At 70.3% G+C, this 17,941-nt stretch carries 16 protein-coding genes; 12 read left to right on the forward strand and 4 right to left on the reverse strand.

The features are described 5' to 3' along the window. Nucleotides 1-4 precede the first annotated feature (4 nt). The 7 genes from tal (at nucleotide 5) to ACIP6U_RS04175 (ending at nucleotide 8,351) form a co-directional block, all read left to right on the forward strand. On the forward strand, nucleotides 5-1,150 hold the full coding sequence (gene tal, locus ACIP6U_RS04145) for a transaldolase (RefSeq protein WP_401712611.1): 1,146 nt from the start codon (nucleotides 5-7) through the stop codon (nucleotides 1,148-1,150). Next, nucleotides 1,147-2,688: a glucose-6-phosphate dehydrogenase gene (gene zwf, locus ACIP6U_RS04150; protein WP_401712614.1), complete on the forward strand. Its 1,542-nt coding sequence runs from the start codon at nucleotides 1,147-1,149 to the stop codon at nucleotides 2,686-2,688. Before tal ends, zwf begins: the two co-directional genes overlap by 4 nt. Next, the gene (gene opcA, locus ACIP6U_RS04155) at nucleotides 2,685-3,620 is read left to right on the forward strand and encodes a glucose-6-phosphate dehydrogenase assembly protein OpcA (protein ID WP_401712617.1); all 936 of its coding nucleotides are present in this window, start codon (nucleotides 2,685-2,687) and stop codon (nucleotides 3,618-3,620) included. Before zwf ends, opcA begins: the two co-directional genes overlap by 4 nt. Further along, complete coding sequence (gene pgi / locus ACIP6U_RS04160) at nucleotides 3,613-5,295, forward strand: glucose-6-phosphate isomerase (RefSeq protein WP_401712619.1); 1,683 nt, start codon at nucleotides 3,613-3,615, stop codon at nucleotides 5,293-5,295. Before opcA ends, pgi begins: the two co-directional genes overlap by 8 nt. Nucleotide 5,296: 1 nt before the next feature. Then, complete coding sequence (gene gnd / locus ACIP6U_RS04165) at nucleotides 5,297-6,172, forward strand: phosphogluconate dehydrogenase (NAD(+)-dependent, decarboxylating) (protein WP_401712621.1); 876 nt, start codon at nucleotides 5,297-5,299, stop codon at nucleotides 6,170-6,172. A gap of 7 nt (nucleotides 6,173-6,179) precedes the next feature. Further along, nucleotides 6,180-6,767: a histidine phosphatase family protein gene (locus ACIP6U_RS04170; RefSeq protein ID WP_401712624.1), complete on the forward strand. Its 588-nt coding sequence runs from the start codon at nucleotides 6,180-6,182 to the stop codon at nucleotides 6,765-6,767. A 120-nt stretch (nucleotides 6,768-6,887) separates the two neighbouring features. Further along, nucleotides 6,888-8,351 carry a membrane-associated oxidoreductase gene (locus ACIP6U_RS04175; protein WP_401712627.1) on the forward strand — a complete coding sequence of 488 codons (1,464 nt, stop codon included), beginning with the start codon at nucleotides 6,888-6,890 and terminating at the stop codon, nucleotides 8,349-8,351. On the opposite strand, the gene ACIP6U_RS04180 is transcribed toward ACIP6U_RS04175, so the two are convergent. Then, a complete protein-coding gene (locus tag ACIP6U_RS04180; RefSeq protein WP_401712630.1) occupies nucleotides 8,338-10,128 on the reverse strand; it encodes a TIM barrel protein in 1,791 nt (596 codons plus the stop codon). The genes ACIP6U_RS04175 and ACIP6U_RS04180 overlap by 14 nt on opposite strands. Nucleotides 10,129-10,218: 90 nt before the next feature. Further along, a complete protein-coding gene (locus tag ACIP6U_RS04185) occupies nucleotides 10,219-11,091 on the reverse strand; it encodes a shikimate dehydrogenase (RefSeq protein ID WP_401712633.1) in 873 nt (290 codons plus the stop codon). A 165-nt stretch (nucleotides 11,092-11,256) separates the two neighbouring features. On the opposite strand from ACIP6U_RS04185, the gene ACIP6U_RS04190 reads away from it, so the two are divergent. Both ACIP6U_RS04190 and ACIP6U_RS04195 read left to right on the forward strand, forming a co-directional pair. After that, nucleotides 11,257-11,922, forward strand: a complete 666-nt coding sequence (locus ACIP6U_RS04190; RefSeq protein ID WP_401712635.1) for a TetR family transcriptional regulator — start codon at nucleotides 11,257-11,259, stop codon at nucleotides 11,920-11,922. 170 nt (nucleotides 11,923-12,092) lie between these two features. Beyond that, entirely contained in the window at nucleotides 12,093-13,433 is a 1,341-nt protein-coding gene (locus ACIP6U_RS04195; RefSeq protein WP_401712638.1) for an MFS transporter, read from the forward strand. A gap of 131 nt (nucleotides 13,434-13,564) precedes the next feature. Here the strand turns inward: ACIP6U_RS04195 and ACIP6U_RS04200 are convergent, their stop codons facing one another. After that, a complete protein-coding gene (locus tag ACIP6U_RS04200; protein WP_401712641.1) occupies nucleotides 13,565-14,173 on the reverse strand; it encodes a TetR/AcrR family transcriptional regulator in 609 nt (202 codons plus the stop codon). 100 nt (nucleotides 14,174-14,273) lie between these two features. On the opposite strand from ACIP6U_RS04200, the gene ACIP6U_RS04205 reads away from it, so the two are divergent. Next, the gene (locus tag ACIP6U_RS04205; RefSeq protein ID WP_401712643.1) at nucleotides 14,274-15,233 is read left to right on the forward strand and encodes an NAD(P)-dependent oxidoreductase; all 960 of its coding nucleotides are present in this window, start codon (nucleotides 14,274-14,276) and stop codon (nucleotides 15,231-15,233) included. 11 nt (nucleotides 15,234-15,244) lie between these two features. Here ACIP6U_RS04205 and ACIP6U_RS04210 read toward each other — a convergent pair whose 3' ends face one another. After that, nucleotides 15,245-15,697 carry a PPOX class F420-dependent oxidoreductase gene (locus tag ACIP6U_RS04210; RefSeq protein WP_401712646.1) on the reverse strand — a complete coding sequence of 151 codons (453 nt, stop codon included), beginning with the start codon at nucleotides 15,695-15,697 and terminating at the stop codon, nucleotides 15,245-15,247. Nucleotides 15,698-15,798: 101 nt separating this feature from the next. On the opposite strand from ACIP6U_RS04210, the gene ACIP6U_RS04215 reads away from it, so the two are divergent. Then, the gene (locus ACIP6U_RS04215) at nucleotides 15,799-16,389 is read left to right on the forward strand and encodes a TetR/AcrR family transcriptional regulator (protein ID WP_401712649.1); all 591 of its coding nucleotides are present in this window, start codon (nucleotides 15,799-15,801) and stop codon (nucleotides 16,387-16,389) included. Further along, entirely contained in the window at nucleotides 16,386-17,876 is a 1,491-nt protein-coding gene (locus ACIP6U_RS04220) for an MFS transporter (RefSeq protein WP_401712651.1), read from the forward strand. Before ACIP6U_RS04215 ends, ACIP6U_RS04220 begins: the two co-directional genes overlap by 4 nt. Nucleotides 17,877-17,941: the final 65 nt, after the last annotated feature.

The raw sequence follows: 17,941 nt of genomic DNA on the forward strand, positions 1-17,941 counted from the left end.
GAAGATGATCATTGTGACCGATGCAACCGCGTCCGCGGACAACCTCAAGCGCCTGTCCGACGAGGGCGTCTCCATCTGGCTGGACGACCTGTCGCGCAAGCGGATCGAGTCCGGCAACCTGGCCGAACTCGTAGCTAAGCAGCACGTCGTGGGCGTCACCACGAACCCCTCGATCTTCCAGGCCGCGATCGGCACGGGTGAGGGTTACCAGGAGCAGCTCGCCGACCTCGCCGTCCGCGGTGTGACGGTCGACGAGGCCGTACGGATGATGACGACCGCCGACGTGCGCGCCGCCGCCGACGTGCTGCGGCCCGTGTACGACGCCACCGGCGGCCGGGACGGCCGGGTCTCCATCGAGGTCGACCCCCGTCTGGCCCACGAGACGGCGCCCACGATCGCCGAGGCCAAGCAGCTGTCCTGGCTGGTCGACCGCCCGAACGTCATGATCAAGATCCCGGCGACCCTGGCGGGCCTACCCGCCATCACCGAGGTCATCGGCCTCGGGATCAGCGTCAACGTCACGCTGATCTTCTCCCTGGAGCGCTACCGCGAGGTCATGGACGCCTACCTGGCCGGCCTGGAGAAGGCCGCCGCCAAGGGCCTCGACCTCTCGACCATTCACTCCGTGGCCTCCTTCTTCGTCTCCCGCGTCGACTCCGAGATCGACAAGCGCCTGACCGTCCTGGGTACCGACGAGGCCCTCGCCCTCAAGGGCCGGGCGGCACTGGCCAACGCGCGCCTCGCCTACGAGGCGTACGAAGATGTATTCCAGGGCGGTCGCTGGACCGCACTCGCCGGCGCGAGGGCCAACAAGCAGCGTCCGCTGTGGGCCTCGACCGGGGTGAAGGACCCGGCGTACAAGGACACCCTGTACGTGGACGAGCTGGTCGCGCCGGGCACCGTCAACACGATGCCGGAGGGCACCTTGAAGGCGACGGCGGACCACGGCGTGATCACCGGTGACACGGTCACCGGCGGCTACGCCCAGGCACGCGCCGATCTCGCGGCCGTCGAGCGGCTCGGGATCTCGTACGAGGAGGTCGTCAAGCAGCTGGAGGACGAGGGCGTGGCCAAGTTCGAGGCGGCCTGGCAGGACCTGCTGGACGCCGTGACGAAGTCCCTGAACAGCGAAGGGGTCGACGGAGAATGACCGAGAGTCCCGCCATCGACTGGGCGAACCCGCTGCGCGACGCGCGCGACCGGCGGCTGCCCACCATCGCCGGCCCGTCCGGCCTTGTCATCTTCGGCGTCACCGGCGACCTGTCCCGCAAGAAGCTGATGCCGGCCGTCTACGACCTCGCCAACCGCGGCATGCTGCCGCCGGGCTTCTCCCTGGTCGGGTTCGCCCGCCGGGACTGGGAGGACGAGGACTTCGCGCAGATCGTGCACGACTCCGTGCGCGAGCACTCCCGCACCCCGTTTCGCGAAGAGGTGTGGCAGCAGCTCGCCGAGGGGATGCGATTCATCCCGGGCGACTTCGACGACGACACGGCGTTCAAGCAGCTCAAGTCGGCCGTCGAGGAGCTGGACGCCTCCCGGGGCACCGGGGGCAACTTCGCCTTCTACCTCTCCGTACCGCCGAAGTTCTTCCCCAAGGTCGTCAAGCAGCTCAAGAAGCACGGTCTGGCGAACGCGCCCGAGGGGTCCTGGCGGCGCGCGGTCATCGAGAAGCCGTTCGGCCGCGACCTGGCGAGCGCGCGGGAGCTGAACGCGCTCGTGCACGACGTGTTCGAGCCGGACCAGGTGTTCCGCATCGACCACTACCTGGGCAAGGAGACGGTCCAGAACATCCTGGCGCTGCGCTTCGCCAACCAGATGTACGAGCCGATCTGGAACCGTTCGTACGTCGACCACGTGCAGATCACGATGGCCGAGGACATCGGCATCGGCGGCCGGGCCGGCTACTACGACGGCATCGGCGCCGCCCGTGACGTCATCCAGAACCACCTGCTGCAGCTCATGGCGCTCACCGCCATGGAGGAGCCCATCGCCTTCGACGCCGAGTCGCTGCTCACCGAGAAGCTCAAGGTGCTCAAGCAGGTGCGGCTGCCGGAGAACCTGGGCGAGCACACCGTGCTGGCGCAGTACGCGACCGGCTGGCAGGGCGGCGAGAAGGTGGCCGGCTACCTCCAGGAGGAGGGCACCGACCCCAAGTCGAAGACCGACACCTACGCGGCCGTCAAGCTGGAGGTGGACAACCGCCGCTGGGCGGGCATCCCCTTCTACCTGCGCACCGGCAAGCGCCTGGGCCGCCGGGTCACCGAGATCGCGGTCGTCTTCAAGGTCGCCCCGCACTCCCCCTTCGACTCCACGGCCACCGAGGAACTGGGCGCCAACGCCATCGTGATCCGCGTCCAGCCGGACGAGGGCATGACGGTCCGCTTCGGCTCCAAGGTGCCGGGTACCTCGATGGAGATCCGGGACGTCTCCATGGACTTCGCGTACGGCGAGTCCTTCACGGAGTCCAGCCCGGAGGCGTACGAGCGGCTCATCCTTGACGTGCTGCTGGGTGACGCCAACCTGTTCCCGCGTCCCCAGGAAGTGGAAGAGTCCTGGAAGATCCTCGACCCGATCGAGGAGTACTGGGCGAAGCAGGGTAAACCCGCTCAGTACCCCTCGGGCAGCTGGGGGCCGAAGGAAGCCGACGAGATGCTCGCACGAGACGGACGGAGCTGGCGCAGGCCATGAAGATCGACCTGACCGACACCACGGCAAGCAAGATCAACAAGGCGTTGGTGCAGGGTCGCCGCGCCATCGGCACCCCTGCCGTGGGCATGGTCCTGACGATGGTCATCGTCACGGACGAGGAGAACGCCTACGACGCGATCAAGGCGGCCGAGGAGGCCTCGCACGAGCACCCCTCGCGCACCCTGGTCGTCATCAAGCGGCTCGCCCGCTCGCCCCGCGACCGTACGACGTCCCGCCTGGACGCCGAGGTCCGGGTGGGCGCCGACGCCGGCACCGGCGAGACGGTCGTGCTGCGCACCTACGGCGAGGTGTCCGACCACGCCGACTCGGTCGTCCTGCCGCTGCTGCTGCCGGACGCCCCGGTGGTCGTGTGGTGGCCGGCGGACGCGCCCGAGGTGCCCGCCAAGGACCCGCTGGGCGCCCTCGCCCAGCGCCGGATCACCGACCTGTACGCGGTCGAGCGGCCGCTGGAGGCGCTGGCCGGACGGGCCCGCGCCTACACGCCCGGTGACACGGACCTGGCCTGGACCCGGCTGACACCGTGGCGCTCGATGCTGGCGGCGGCCCTGGACCAGGCCCGGATGCCGATCATCTCGGCGGCCGTGGAGAGCGAGGCGGACAACCCGGCGGCCGAGCTGCTCGCCCGGTGGCTGGAGGCCCGCCTGAAGGTGTCCGTCGACCGGGTCGAGAGCGCGGGCCCCGTGGTCACGGCCGTGCGCCTGGGCACCACGAGCGGCGAGATCGTCATCGACCGACCCGAGGGCCCGCTGGCCACGCTGACCCTGCCGGACCAGCCGCCGCGCACCCTCGCCCTGAAGGTACGCCCCACCTCCGAACTCATCGCCGAGGAGCTCAGGCGCCTCGACGCCGACGAGATGTACGCCATCGCCCTGCGGGGCGAGGCCACCAAGGAGACCCCCTCTCATGTCTGACTCCCCGACGCTGGACCGGCGCCCCGAGTGGGCGGCACTCGAGGACCACCGCGCCCAGGGACAGCCGCAGTTGCGCGAGCTGTTCGCGACGGACCCCGGACGCGCCGAGCGGTACGTCGTGCGCGTGGGCGACCTGCGCATCGACTACTCCAAGCATCTGATCACCGACGAGACGCTGGCCCTGCTCCAGGAACTGGCCACCGCCACCGACGTGTTCGGGCGGCGCGACGCCATGTTCCGCGGCGACCACATCAACTCCACCGAGGACCGCGCGGTCCTGCACACCGCACTGCGCGCCCCGCGCGACGCGGTGATCGAGGTCGACGGCGAGAACGTCGTGCCGGCCGTGCACGCCGTCCTCGACAAGATGAGCGACTTCGCGCACCGCGTCCGCTCCGGCGAGTGGACCGGGCACACCGGCAAGCGCATCAAGAACGTCGTCAACATCGGCATCGGCGGCTCCGACCTCGGCCCCGCGATGGCCTACGAGGCCCTGCGGGCGTTCACCGCACGGGAGTTGACGGTCCGCTTCGTGTCGAACGTGGACGGCGCCGACCTCCACGAGGCCACCCGCGACCTCGACCCGGCGGAAACGCTGTTCATCGTCGCCTCCAAGACCTTCACCACGATCGAGACGATCACCAACGCCACTTCGGCCCGCTCCTGGCTCCTCGCGGGCCTCGGAGATGGGGGCCCCTCCCGCTCGAACGAAGTTGAGAGTGGGGGAGACAAGGCGGTGGCCAAGCACTTCGTGGCGCTGTCGACGAACGCCGGCAAGGTCACCGAGTTCGGCATCGACCCGGACAACATGTTCGGGTTCTGGGACTGGGTCGGCGGGCGCTACTCGTTCGACTCCGCGATCGGCCTCTCGCTGATGATCGCCGTCGGTCCCGACCGCTTCCTGGAGATGCTCGACGGCTTCCGGATCGTCGACGACCACTTCCGCACCGCGACCGCCGAGTCCAACGCCCCGCTGCTCCTTGGCCTGTTGGGTGTCTGGTACGGCAACTTCCACGACGCCCAGTCGCACGCGGTGCTGCCCTACAGCCACTACCTCTCCAAGTTCACCGCGTACCTCCAGCAGCTGGACATGGAGTCCAACGGCAAGTCGGTGCAGCGCGACGGCCGGCCGGTGGAGTGGCAGACCGGCCCGGTGGTGTGGGGCACGCCCGGGACCAACGGGCAGCACGCGTACTACCAGTTGATCCACCAGGGCACCAAGCTGATCCCGGCGGACTTCATCGGCTTCGCCCGGCCCGTGGCCGAGCTGAGCGACGAACTCAAGGCGCAGCACGACCTGTTGATGGCGAACTTCTTCGCCCAGACCCAGGCCCTCGCCTTCGGCAAGACCGCCGAGGAGGTCCGCGCGGAGGGTGTGCCCGAGGCGCAGGTCGCGCACCGCACCTTCAAGGGCAACCACCCCACGACCACGATCCTGGCCCGCGAGCTGACCCCGTCGGTGCTCGGCCAGCTGATCGCCCTCTACGAGCACAAGGTGTTCGTGCAGGGCGCCGTGTGGAACATCAACTCCTTCGACCAGTGGGGCGTGGAGCTCGGCAAGGTGCTCGCCAAGCGCGTCGAACCCGCCCTGACCGAAGGCGCGGACGTCCCCGGCCTCGACCCCTCCACCACCGCACTCGTGGCCGCCTACCGCGACCTGAAGGAAGTGAACTGACATGCAGCTCGGCTTGATTGGTCTCGGCAAAATGGGCGGCAACATGCGCGAGCGCATCCGCCGCGCGGGCCACACCGTCGTCGGCTACGACCGCAACCCGGAGGTCTCCGACGTCAGCGGTCTCACCGAACTGGTCGAGAAGCTCGAAGCGCCCCGCACCATCTGGGTGATGGTGCCGGCCGGCGCGGCCACCCAGTCGGTGGTCGACGAGCTCGGCGGCCTGCTGGAGGCCGGTGACGTCGTCGTGGACGGCGGCAACTCCCGCTGGACGGACGACGAGCAGCACGCGAAGGAGCTGGCGACCAAGGGCATCGGCTTCGTCGACGCCGGTGTCTCCGGTGGCGTGTGGGGCCTGGAGAACGGCTACGCCCTGATGGTCGGCGGCGACAAGGAGCACGTCGAGCGGCTCCAGCCGATCTTCGAGGCGCTCAAGCCGGAGGGCCCGTACGGCTATGTCCACGCGGGCAAGGTCGGTGCCGGGCACTTCTCCAAGATGGTCCACAACGGCATCGAGTACGCCATGATGCAGGCCTATGCCGAGGGCTGGGAGCTGCTGGAGAAGGTCGACTCGGTGGACAACGTCCGCGAGGTGTACCGCTCCTGGCAGGACGGCACGGTGATCCGGTCCTGGCTGCTGGACCTCGCGGTCAACGCCCTGGACGACGACGAGCACCTGGACAAGCTCAAGGGCTTCGCGCAGGACTCCGGCGAGGGCCGCTGGACCGTCGAGGCGGCCGTCGACCACGCCGTGCCGCTGCCCGCGATCACGGCCTCGCTCTTCGCGCGGTTCGCGTCCCGCCAGGACGACTCGCCGCAGATGAAGATGATCGCGGCGCTGCGCAACCAGTTCGGCGGTCACGCCGTCGAGTCGAAGTAGGCCCGCCGTGGGGGACCTGTTCCTGGTCCGCCACGGCGAGACGGAGTGGAGCGTGTCGGGCCAGCACACCAGCTGGACCGACCTGCCCCTCACCCAGCACGGTGAGGAGCAGGCCAAGGCGCTCGCTCCCCTCCTCTCCCGGCGGACCTTCGCTCTCGCCCTGACCAGCCCGCTAGGCCGCGCGATACGCACCGCCGAACTCGCGGGCCTGACCGGGTCCGTACCGGATCCCGACCTGCACGAGTGGGACTACGGCGCCTACGAGGGCGTCACCACCGTCGACATCCACCGCGCCCGCCCCGGCTGGGACCTGTGGCTGGACGGCGTCCCGCCGGGCCCCGAGGGCCACCCCGGCGAGTCCCCGGCCGAGGTCGGCGCCCGCGCCGACCGGGTCCTGTCCCGCGTGGACCCCGCCCTCGCCGACGGCGACGTGATCCTCGTCGCGCACGCCCACTTCCTGCGCGTCCTGACGGCCCGCCGCCTGGGCCTGCCGCCCGCGGAGGGCCGGCTGTTCCAACTGTCGACGGGCACGGTCAGCCGCCTGTCGACCGAGCACGACCGCCCGGTGATCGCGGAGTGGAACGCCAGGGCGTAGCCCTGTACTCGACAACGGCCCGGGCCGACGCGTTGGCGTCACGGCCCGGGCCGTCTGCACAACTCCACGCTCACAACGGGGTGTTGACAGCTCACGCGGGCCGGGTCAGAGTCACCGCTGATGGAGATCACTGATCTGACACCGGCCGAACTGCGGGTGTGGCGGGCCTTTCCCCGGGGCGAATCCGTGGACTTCCGGGAGTCGACGGACGAGGACGCCGCGACGGGGACCGAGTGGGGACCGGAACGCACGGTCCGCGCCCTGGTGCTCAAGGCACTTCTGCTCAGCACACCGCAGGAGGAGGGCGAGGTCCCGGGTCTCAGCCTCTCGGGCGCCCGCGTCACGGGGATGCTGAACCTCATCCACGCCGTGGTCGATCATGCCGTCCGGCTGGTCCACTGCCACTTCGACGAGCCTCTCGAACTGCACAGCTCCCGGCTGCGCGCACTCAACCTCAGGGATTCCGTCTTCCCGGCCCTCGCCCTCGGCAACGCACGGATCGACAGCCCCCTGCGGCTGACGCGTTGCCGCACCCGGGGACCGGTGAAGCTGGGTGGGATACAGACATCGGGTGCGGTCTTCCTGAAGGAAGCCGAGATCAGGGCTCCGGACGCCGAGGTGCCGGCGCTCCAGCTCAACCAGGCCGCCATCGGCCACGACTTCATGGCCGCAGGGCTGCGCGTGTACGGCGAGACACGGCTCAACGGCGCCACGGTCGCCGGCAAGGTGAATCTGGAGAACGCCGAGTTCCACAACCCCGGCGGCACCGCCTTCAGCGCCGAGGCACTCGACGCGAACGCCGATGTACACGCTCGCAGACTGCGCGCGTGCGGCCGTATCGAACTTCGCGGCGCCCGCATAGCCGGCCGCCTCGACCTGTCCCGCTCACACCTGTCGCACCCCGGCGGCACGGCACTGCGGGCCAGCAGCAGCGTCATCGGGGAGCTATGGCTGTACGGCGGCGATCGCGTCGAGGGAGTCCTCAACCTCCGCCGGGCGCACATCGACGTCCTCAGCTTCGGCCCGGAGGTGCTGCCGACCGAGGTACGTCTCAACAACCTCAGCTTCACCACGCTCACCCCGCACCTGCCCGCCGACCAGCGCCTCCCGATGCTGGAACGGGACGGCGAAGGCTATGTTCCGTACGCCTACGAGCAGTTGACCGCCGCCTACCGGCGCATCGGCGACGACCGGGCGGCCCGTGAGGTCCAACTCGCCAAACAGCTCCGCCATCGCGCCACGCTCCCCTGGTACGGGCGCACTTGGGGCCACCTCCAGGAAGTCACCGTCGGCTACGGCTTCCGCCCGCTCCGCGCGGCGATCTGGCTGCTCTCCCTGCTCGCCACGGGCTCGATCGCGTACGGCCTGCACAACCCGCCCGCGCTGAAGCCGTCCGAGGCCCCTCCCTTCAACGCGGTGTTCTACACCCTCGACCTGCTCCTCCCGGTGATCTCCTTCGGCCAGGAGAGCGCCTTCGCCCCACGCGGCGGCTACCAGGCGCTGTCCTACGTCCTCATCATCACCGGCTGGATCCTCGCCACGACGGTCATCGCGGGCGTGACCAGGAGCGTCAGCCGCCAGTGAGCCGCCGAGCAGTGTGCTGGGCGGCCAGCCGGACCGGCGCGTTCGCCGCGCCGTACCCCCGATAGCCCCCGTCCCGCTGGACCAGCTCGAAGAAGACACGGCCGACGGTGCGGGTGTAACAGTGCCTGAACTCCCCGTACACGTCACGGTCGTAGAGGATGCCCAGCTCCTTGTACGTCGCCAACTCGCCGTCGGCGAACTCGAACCGGGCGGCCAGGTCGTCGTAGTAGTTGGCCGGCATCTCCAGCAGCAGCCCGCCCGCCGCGCGGAACCGGCGTGCCGCGGCCACCACGTCCAGCGTGTCCAGGGCGATGTGCTGGGCGTGGACCGTGTCGTCGGCGGGCGCAGCACCGACGGACAGGGCGATCCGCACATCGCCGCCGGTGACGGCACGGCTGCGCAGCAGCCCGTACGGGTCGGCCACGTCCACGCTCTCCTGGGCGTCCAGACCGAGGACGCCCTGATGGAAGAGCGCGGCCTCGTCGAAGTGGTGCCAGGGCTGGGTGAGGGCGAGGTGGTCGATACGACGGACGTCCGAGGCCGGTGGAGTGTGCTGGACGTCCTCGAAGTCGGCTCGCCAGTCGGACAGTTCGGGCCGGCCCGTCGCGCAGAAGAACAACTCCGTCCCGTCGGGAGCGGCGACGGCTTCGAGGGGCGTGTCCTCGCGCGCCCGCCGCCGCGGCAGCACCGGCGCCAGCAGCGCCTCGGCACGGCGGGCGGCACCCTCGGGGTCCGGCGACTCGAGACCGATCGCGGCGAGACCGGTACCGTCGCGGCGGGCGGCCGACCCGGTGTTGACGAGCACCCGGGCGTCCCCCTGCTGCCACAGATCGACCGGCTTGCTCCGGTGCCGCGCGGCGCGCGCGAACCCGAGAGCACCGAGAACCGCCGAGACCGGCTCGGCGTCGGCGGTGACCAACTCGGCGAAGGCAATGCCCGTGGGGACGACGGGCGCGGGCAACTCCGCCACCCCGACGGCCTCCTGAAGGACGAGCAACGAGCGGTGCGCGTCCACGGCGGTCGGACCGGCCTCGGCCTGACGGAAGACGTCGTTGAAGACCTCGAGGGAGAGCGGGCCTGTGTACCCGGCACGCAGCACGTGCCCCACGAGCCCTGCCACATCGAAGCCACCCTGCCCCGGGAAGCAGCGATAGTGACGGCTCCACTGGAGCACGTCCATGGCGAGCAAAGGGGCGTCGGCGAGCTGGAGAAAGAAGATCTTCTCCCCCGGGATGTCCTCGATGCCCTTGGGATCGGAGCCGCGGGAGAGGATGTGAAAACTGTCGAGACAGGTACCGAGGGCCGGGTGTCCGGCGGCCTCGACTACCTGCCAGGCATGGTCATACGTACTGACGTGCCGACCCCAGGCAAGCGCCTCATAGGCGACACGGATCCCGAAGTCCTGCGCAAGATCGGCAAGTTGACTCAACTGCTCGGCAGCCAAGTCGTCATCGTCCACCGCGAACGGGGACACGCTGGAGCAGACGAGCACAGTGTCGGCACCGAGCCGCCGCATCACCTCGAACTTGTGCCGGGCACGCCGCAGATTCCGCGCGAACTCTTCCGCGGGGACGGCTTCGATGTCCCGCATCGGCTGATAGAGGTCGACGGTGAGCCCGAGGTCGGAGCACCGTCCCCTGATTTCCTCGGGCGTGAGCGGACTGGCGAGCAGGTCGTTCTCGAATATCTCGACGCCGTCGAACCCGGCCCGGGAGGCAGCGGCAAGTTTCTCGGTGAGGGAGCCGCTGAGGGAGACAGTTGCAATAGACGTACGCACGATCGCACTCCTCGTAGATGCCGTACTGGTCCACGCCCCTTTTAAGGGGCGCGGGGAACTGCGCGACCAGCCACAACGAGCCGGCACCCGTCAAACAACCTGTCCCGCCGAATTCTCCACCACAAAATCCGCGAGCATCCGCCCGACATCCGGCTCACGCCCCGTGAACAGCCGAAACGCGTCCGCAGCCTGGAACACGGCCATCCCGCCCCCGTCCAGAACGGCACACCCCACCGCCCTGGCGACCCGCACCAACTCGGTCTCCAGCGGCCGGTACACCACCTCGGCAACCCACAACTCCCTGCGGAGCAACCCCGCGGGGAACGGCAATCCGGGATGCGCGGCCATCCCGGTAGGCGTCGCATGCACAACCCCGTCTGCACCGGCCAACAACTCGCCCAACCGCTCCGGAGAAGCCGCGGCAGCCCGGCCCACCCCGAAATGCCGATTGAGCGCCGCGGCCAGATCCACCGCTCGATCGGCCAACGCGTCCACGACAGTGACCCGCTCCGCGCCAAGGTTGAGCATGGCGTGCGCGACAGCCGCCCCCGCACCCCCCGCACCGAGTTGCACGACCCGCTCCACCGGAACGTCCGGCAACCCACGAGCGAACGCCGCAGCGAACCCCGTGACGTCGGTGTTGTACCCAACGGCACAACCATCCTCGAAAACCACGGAGTTCACCGCCCCGAGCGCCGAAGCCTGCGGAGCAAGCGCGTCCAGGTGCTCGATGACGAGCTGCTTGCACGGGTGGGTGACATTGAGCCCGTCGAAGCCCAGGTCCCGCGCGGCCCGCACCAGATCGCCGACGGCCTCCGGCCGCAGGCCCAGCTCGTCGATGTCGATGCGCCGGTACAGGTAGCGCAGGCCCTGCCGGTCCGCCTCCCGCTCGTGCAGCGCCGGGCTGAGCGACGGCCCGATGCCGGCGCCGATCAGTCCGACGAGAAACGAGTCCTTGGCCACGCGGACCTCCTGAGCCGATCACTAATGTACGAACCAGTACGTTAGCTATATCAGCCGCACCGCCCCGCAGGGAAGGCCCGGGACCGCCACGACCCCCGCCTTCCGCAATCTCCCGCCTAGAATCTGGCGCAGCGGCCGCACTCCCGAAGGAACCCAAGGAACCCGATGACCAGCGTCGACGAACCGGCACGACCCAACGGACGGATCCGCGACGCGGTCCGCACCCAGGCCGAGATCCTCGACGTGGCGACACAGGAGTTCGCGCGGGCCGGCTACGACGGCGCCCGCGTCGACGAGATCGCGGCCCGCACCCGCACCACGAAGCGGATGATCTACTACTACTTCGGCGGCAAGGAGCAGCTCTTCACGGCCGTCCTGGAGCGGGCGTACACCGTGATCCGCGAGGCCGAACAGAGGCTGGACGTCGAGCACCTCGACCCGGTCGCGGCCATCCGCAAGCTCGCCGAGGTCACCTTCGACCACCACGAACAGCACCCGGACTTCATCCGCCTGGTCAGCATCGAGAACATCCACGGGGCCGAACACATCGCCGCCTCCGAGAAGTTGGGCAAGATCGGCTCCCCCGCGCTCGACGTGATCCGCCGCATCCTGGCCGTCGGGCAGGAATCGGGCCTGTTCACGGCCGACGTCGACGCGGTCGACCTGCACGCGATGATCAGTTCGTTCTGCTTCTTCCGGGTCGCCAACCGGCACACGTTCGGCGCCCTGTTCGGCCGCGACCTCACCGACCCGGACCGGCGCGAGCACTACCGCGCCATGCTCGGCGACATGGTGATCGCCTACCTGACGGCGGAGCGTACCGCCGACTGAACCGGCGACGCGCGACCTCTTGACACCCGGGAAACGCGAGCGCAACATCCCTACCCACCGAGACTAACTATCCAGTGGGTTAATTAACCGACCCACGTTCGGGTACCTCGGCCCCGTCCCTCTCCTCCCCGCTCACTCCTCTACCTTGGAGTTCCCCGAAGGAGCACGCCGTGTCCGTCCCCGCCGAAGCCGTCGGGCAACCGAACAAGGCGGCCGCCGCCGCCTGGATCGGCAGCGCCCTGGAGTACTACGACTTCTTCATCTACGGCAGCGCCGCAGCCCTGATCTTCCCCAAGGTCTTCTTCGACGAGTCCGACCCGGCCACCGCGACCCTGCTGTCGCTGGCCACGTTCGGTGTGGCGTACGCGGCCAGGCCGGTCGGCGCGCTCTTCCTCGGTCACTTCGGCGACCGCGTGGGCCGCAAGAAGATCATGGTCTTCACACTGATCCTGATGGGCGTGTCGACGTTCCTGATCGGCTGTCTGCCCAGCCGTCACCAGGTCGGCACCCTCGCCCCCGTCCTCCTGGTCGCCTGCCGTGTCCTCCAGGGCATCTCGGCGGCGGGCGAGCAGGCCAGCGCCAACTCGATGACCCTCGAACACGCGCCACCGCACCGGCGCGGCTTCTTCACCAGCTTCACGCTCGGCGGCACGCAGGGCGGACAGCTGCTGGCCACGCTGGTCTTCATCCCGATCGCCTCGCTGCCCGAGGACCAACTGCTGTCCTGGGGCTGGCGGGTGCCGTTCTGGCTGAGCATCGTGGTCGCCGTCGTCGGCTACGTCATCCGCCGCCGGCTGGAGGAGACGCCCGCCTTCGCCCGCCAGGTGGCCACGGACGGTGTGGTGAAGCTGCCGCTGATGGTGCTGCTGCGCGAGCACTGGGCGGATGTACTGCGGGTGATCGGGGGCGCGCTGATCGCCTCCGTCTCCACGATCTTCACGGTGTGGGCGCTGGCGTACGCGACCAGCGACGCGGTCGGCATGTCCCGTACCTCGATGCTCTGGGTCGGCGCCCTCGCCAACCTCGTCGCGCTCGCCGCGATCCCGCTGTGGGCCACGCTCTCGGACCGCGTCGGCCGTCGCCCGGTCTTCCTGATCGGCGCCGTGGGCAGCGCGATCATGATGTTCCTCTACCTCTGGGCCATCTCCACCGGCTCCTACCCCCTGATCATGCTCCTCGGCATCATCACCTTCGGTGTCGTCTACAGCGCCGCGAACGGCGTGTGGCCCTCCTTCTACGGCGAGATGTTCTCGACCCGGGTCCGGCTGTCCGGCATGGCGATCGGCACGCAGATCGGATTCGCGGTGGCCGGCTTCGCGGTCACGTTCGCCGCGCAGATCGCCGGCCCTGACGGCACCGACTGGTCCTCGGTGGCCCTGTTCACCGCGGCCCTGTGCGTCCCCCCGGTCATCGCCGCCGTCTCCGCCCGCGAGACCTGCAAGGTACCGACCGAACACCTCGGTGAGCGGACACCCGCGCAGGCGTCACAGCCGGAGAAGGTGACTGCTTGATTGCTGCCGGCCGGAGATGGCCTGATCTCCGCCGGCTGGTGAGGGGGTGATCCCCGCTGCCTTTCATCGCCCGATCGCGGGGACGTTCCCGCGATCGGGCAGCAGGTCAGCCGGTCAAGGGGCGGGCCTGCTCAAGAACGCGCCGCTCCCGTCGCCGCCGCGTCCAGCATCGGCGCGAGCTCCCTGGCCACGGTCGTCAGTGCTCGGGTGTCGTGCTCGGCGCGGGCGATCAGGAGGGCGCCCTCCAGGGTGCTGATCATGAGGGTGGCGAGGGGCTCGGCGCGGTCGGTCGGTACGCCCATGTCGGTCAGGGCGCCGGCCACCGGACCGGTCCAGGTGGCGAAAGCGCCGGCCGCGGCCTCACGGGTCGACTCGGTGGAGTCGGCGCAGTCGACCGTCGCGGCGGCGACCGGGCAGCCGGCGAGGCGGCCCGCCGTCTCGTACTCGTCGGTCCACTGGCGCACCATCGCCGCGAACAGGCCGCCGGGTGTCGGCTCGGGCATCCCCGCCATGAAGCGGGCCACGCGCCGGCCCGCGTACCGGCCCGCCCAGGCCACCGCCTCGTTGACCAGCTGTTCCTTGCCGCCCGGGAAGTAGTGCTGGAGCGAACCGCGTGGCGCCCCGGCGTGGACGGCGACGTCCCGCATGCCGGTGCCGCCGACGCCCTGCCGCCGGATGAGCTGGGCCGCGCTGAAGACCATCCGCTCACGCGGACCCCGTTCGGACCCCGACTTCGGCATAGCCGACCTCCTCGTTCCACACCCACCCTATGACCGCTGTCATAGCGCGGGCTACTATGACGACTGTCATGGCTGGTCACTCCGGGACAGGCGGTGGATCGTGCACAGCGAGCAGGCGGGCCAAGTCGACCATGCCGATGACACCGACGGCCGTCCGGTCCGCGTCGGCTTCCTCGGCCTCGGCGTCATGGGTCAGCCCATGGCACTGCGCCTGGCCCGCGCCGGCACGCCCCTCACCGTCTGGAACCGCACGGCCGCCCGCACCGAACCGTTGCGCGCGGCCGGTGCCTCCGTGGCGGCCGACCCCGCCGAGGTGTTCGCGCGGGCGGACGTCGTGATCGTGATGCTGGCCGACGAGTTCGCGATCGACGCCGTCCTCGGTCGCGGCGCCCCGGAATTCGCGGCGCGCGTCGCCGGGCGCGTGGTCGTCCACATGGGCACGACCTCGCCGGAGTACTCGCAGGCACTGGAGGCCGACATCCGCGCGGCGGACGGGAGGTACGTCGAGGCGCCCGTCTCCGGCTCCCGAGTCCCGGCGGAGAACGGGCAGTTGGTCGCGATGCTGGCCGGGGAGAAGTCCGCCGTGCAGGTCGTACGGCCGCTGCTCACGCCCATGTGTCACAGCACCTTCGTGTGCGGCCCCGCGCCCAACGCCCTGTTGATGAAGCTCGCGGTGAACCTGTTCCTGATCACCCAGGTCACCGGACTCACCGAAGCCTTCCACTTCGCCGAACGCCAGGGCCTGGACCGCCGGTTGTTCCTGGACGTCCTGGACGCGGGCCCGATGGCCAGTGCCGTCTCCCGGATGAAGGCGCCCAAGCTCCTGGAGCGCGACTTCGCCGTGCAGGCGGCGGCCTCGGACGTCCTGACGAACAACCGGCTCATCGCCGAGGCCGCACGCAAGACAGGGCTCGCCTCGCCGCTGCTCGACGTCTGCCACGCACTCTTCGGGGAGACGGTGTCGCTCGGGTACGGCGGCGAGGACATGGTGGCCGTCCTGCGCGCGATCGAGGCCCGCACGCAGGAAGGGACGCAGCGGCAGACGCCCTCGCCGTACTAGCCGCCGAGTCGTCAGCCCCGGTTGGCGCCCGCCGGGATCCCGTACGCCCGCTCCACCTTCACCCGCAGCACCAGCCGCCGGTCTCGGACCATCGCGGCCCGGTAGTCGTCCCAGTCAGGGTGTTCGGCGAGGACGTCCCGGTAGAGGCGGATCAGCTCCTCGACGGTGTCGTCGTGCGGGTCCTTGGCGACGGGGGTGAGCTCCGCGGTGCCCTCGACGACGGTGTAGGCCCGGCGGTCGGGGCTGGTGACGTGGTACGACACCCGCGGGTCCCGGCGCGCGTTGCCGGTCTTGGCGCGGCCGTCGGTGACCGAGATCCGGACGATCCGCTCGTCCGGGTAGTAGTGGTGGCTGACGTTCGACAGCTGGGGCCGGCCGTCGCGCTTGAGGGTGACCAGCACCCCGCCGCGGCCGTCGGAGAGCAGTTCGAGCAGCGCGTCCTGAGCCGATGTGTCCTGAGTCATATCCCGGTCAACTCACGCCACGGGTCTCCACATTCCCGAATCAAGGCTCACCCACCATCGCCGAGTAGACAGTGTCTACGACACCCTGGTAGACAGTGTCTATGTCATCGGGAGCTGTGGACGAAGCGGAGACCGGGCTGCGGGCCCGGCTGGTCGATGTCGGTGTGGAGCTGGTTGCTCAGGAGGGGGCGCAGGCGCTGACCCTGCGCGAGATCGCGCGCCGGGCCGGCGTCTCGCACGGGGCACCCCGCCGCTACTTCCCGACCCACCTGGAGCTGCTCTCCACCATCGCGCGCCGCGGCTTCGCCGACCTGGCCGAGCGGGCATCGGCAGCGGTCGGGGACGGATCGGGGTCCGCGCGTGAGCAGTTGGCGGCGCTGGCGGGGGCGTATCTGGAGTTCGCGCGGGACAGCCGTGGCATGTACGAGTTGATGTTCCGTCACGATCTGCTGGAAAGCGGCCACTTGGGGCTGCGGGACACCAGCCTGCCGCTCTTCGGCGGGCTGGTGGAGCTGGTCGGCGCCGCCCGTCCCGACGCGGACGCCCGGCTGGTCGCGGGCGCGCTGTGGGCGAACCTGCACGGCGTCGCCCAGCTGTGGAACTGGGGGAGCCTCCAACTCGCCACCGGCGTGCAGGACTTCGCGCCCTTGCTGCGCGCGGTGCTGGACGCCCACCTCGGGAGCGGCGAGTGAAGGCGCGCCGCTCGCTGACGCTGGCGAGCAGTGTGGCCGGGGCTGCCGTCGTGGCCCTGGACGGCACGGTTCTCGGCGTGGCGCGACCGACCCTCCAGCGCGATCTGCACGCCTCCTTCGCCGAGGTCCAGTGGACCAGCACGGCGTATCTCATCGCGGTGGCGAGCCTGTTGGTGTTCTCGGGCCGGCTCGGCGACCGGTACGGGCACCGACGCACCTTCGCCCTGGGCATGCTGGGCTTCGGAGTGACGTCCGCAGCCATCGGGCTCGCGCCCGGCGTCGGCTGGGTGATCGGACTGCGCGCCGTCCAGGGCGTGTTCGGGGCGCTGCTGCAACCGGCCACGCTCGGCATCCTCCGGACCGCGTACCCGCCCGACGAGTTGCGGATGCCGATCGCGATCCGGACGAGCGCGATCGGGCTCGCGGCGGCGGCCGGCCCGGTACTGGGCGGGGCACTGGTGGCCGGCCCCGGCTGGCGAGCCGCGTTCTACCTCAACGTCCTACCGACGCTCGCCTTCGGCACGCTCGCGCCCACCGCGCGCACCGGCGCCGAGCAGACGCGCCCCGCCCTCGTCGACGTACCCACCGACACGGCGCGGCCGCACCCATCGCATCCGGACGCACCCGACTCCCACCTCTCCGGTCTCGACACGACCGACCCCCGCCCCTCCCCCAAGACCCCCCTCGACCTCCCCGGCGCCCTCCTCCTGGCCCTCGCCCTCGCCGCCCTGGTCCAAGCCCTCGTCGCGCTGGCGGACGGTGGCCGGAGCGCCATGACCACGGCCGGACTCGCGATGGCCGTGGCCGCAGCCGCCGGTGCCGTCTTCCTGCGCCACGAGCGGCGCGCGGCAAGCCCGTTGATACCGACGGACGTCGTCCGCGCGCCCGGTATCCGTCCCGCCCTCGGCGTCCTGGTGGCCGCGTCCGCCGCGCTGAACGGCACGGTGTTCGTGGCCGCCTACCTGTTGCAGGACGACCTCGGGTTCACCGCGTTCCGCACGGCTGTGCTCAGTCTGCCGCTCGCCGGGGCGATGATCCTCGCGGCGCCCGGCTGCGCGCTGCTGCTGCGCCGGGTGGGCACCCGGCGTACGACCGTGGCGGCGACGGTCGTGCTCGCCGCCGGGATCCTGCTGCTGTCGCGGGCGTCCGGCACCCTCGCGATCTGCACGGCGTTCGCGCTCCTGGGCGCCGGGTTCGGCACGGTGATGGTGGCGATCACGCATGTCGTGGTCCGGCAGGCCCCCGCGGAGTCGGCCGGTGTGGCGGGCGGGCTCAAGCAGACCGCGATGAACATCGGGCCAACGCTGGGGGTGGCCGTCGCGACCACGCTGACCGGGCTCGGCGGGGGCCTCGGGCCCGCTCTGCTGGTGCTCACGGGCGTGGCTGGGGCGGGTGCGATGGTGAGCTGTGCGTTGCCGAAAGGTTTCGTCTTTGCGATCAATCCCGGTCAACCTGGGGACCGAGCCCCTGTTCCTGCGCGACCATGAGGTCTGAGGGCGGTCCGGCGGGGTATGCGGGACCGCGCCTCGACGAACGTATTCGGAGGAGAGCG

It is taken from the genome of Streptomyces sp. NPDC088794 (genome assembly GCF_044750545.1).
GTDB lineage: Bacteria > Actinomycetota > Actinomycetes > Streptomycetales > Streptomycetaceae > Streptomyces.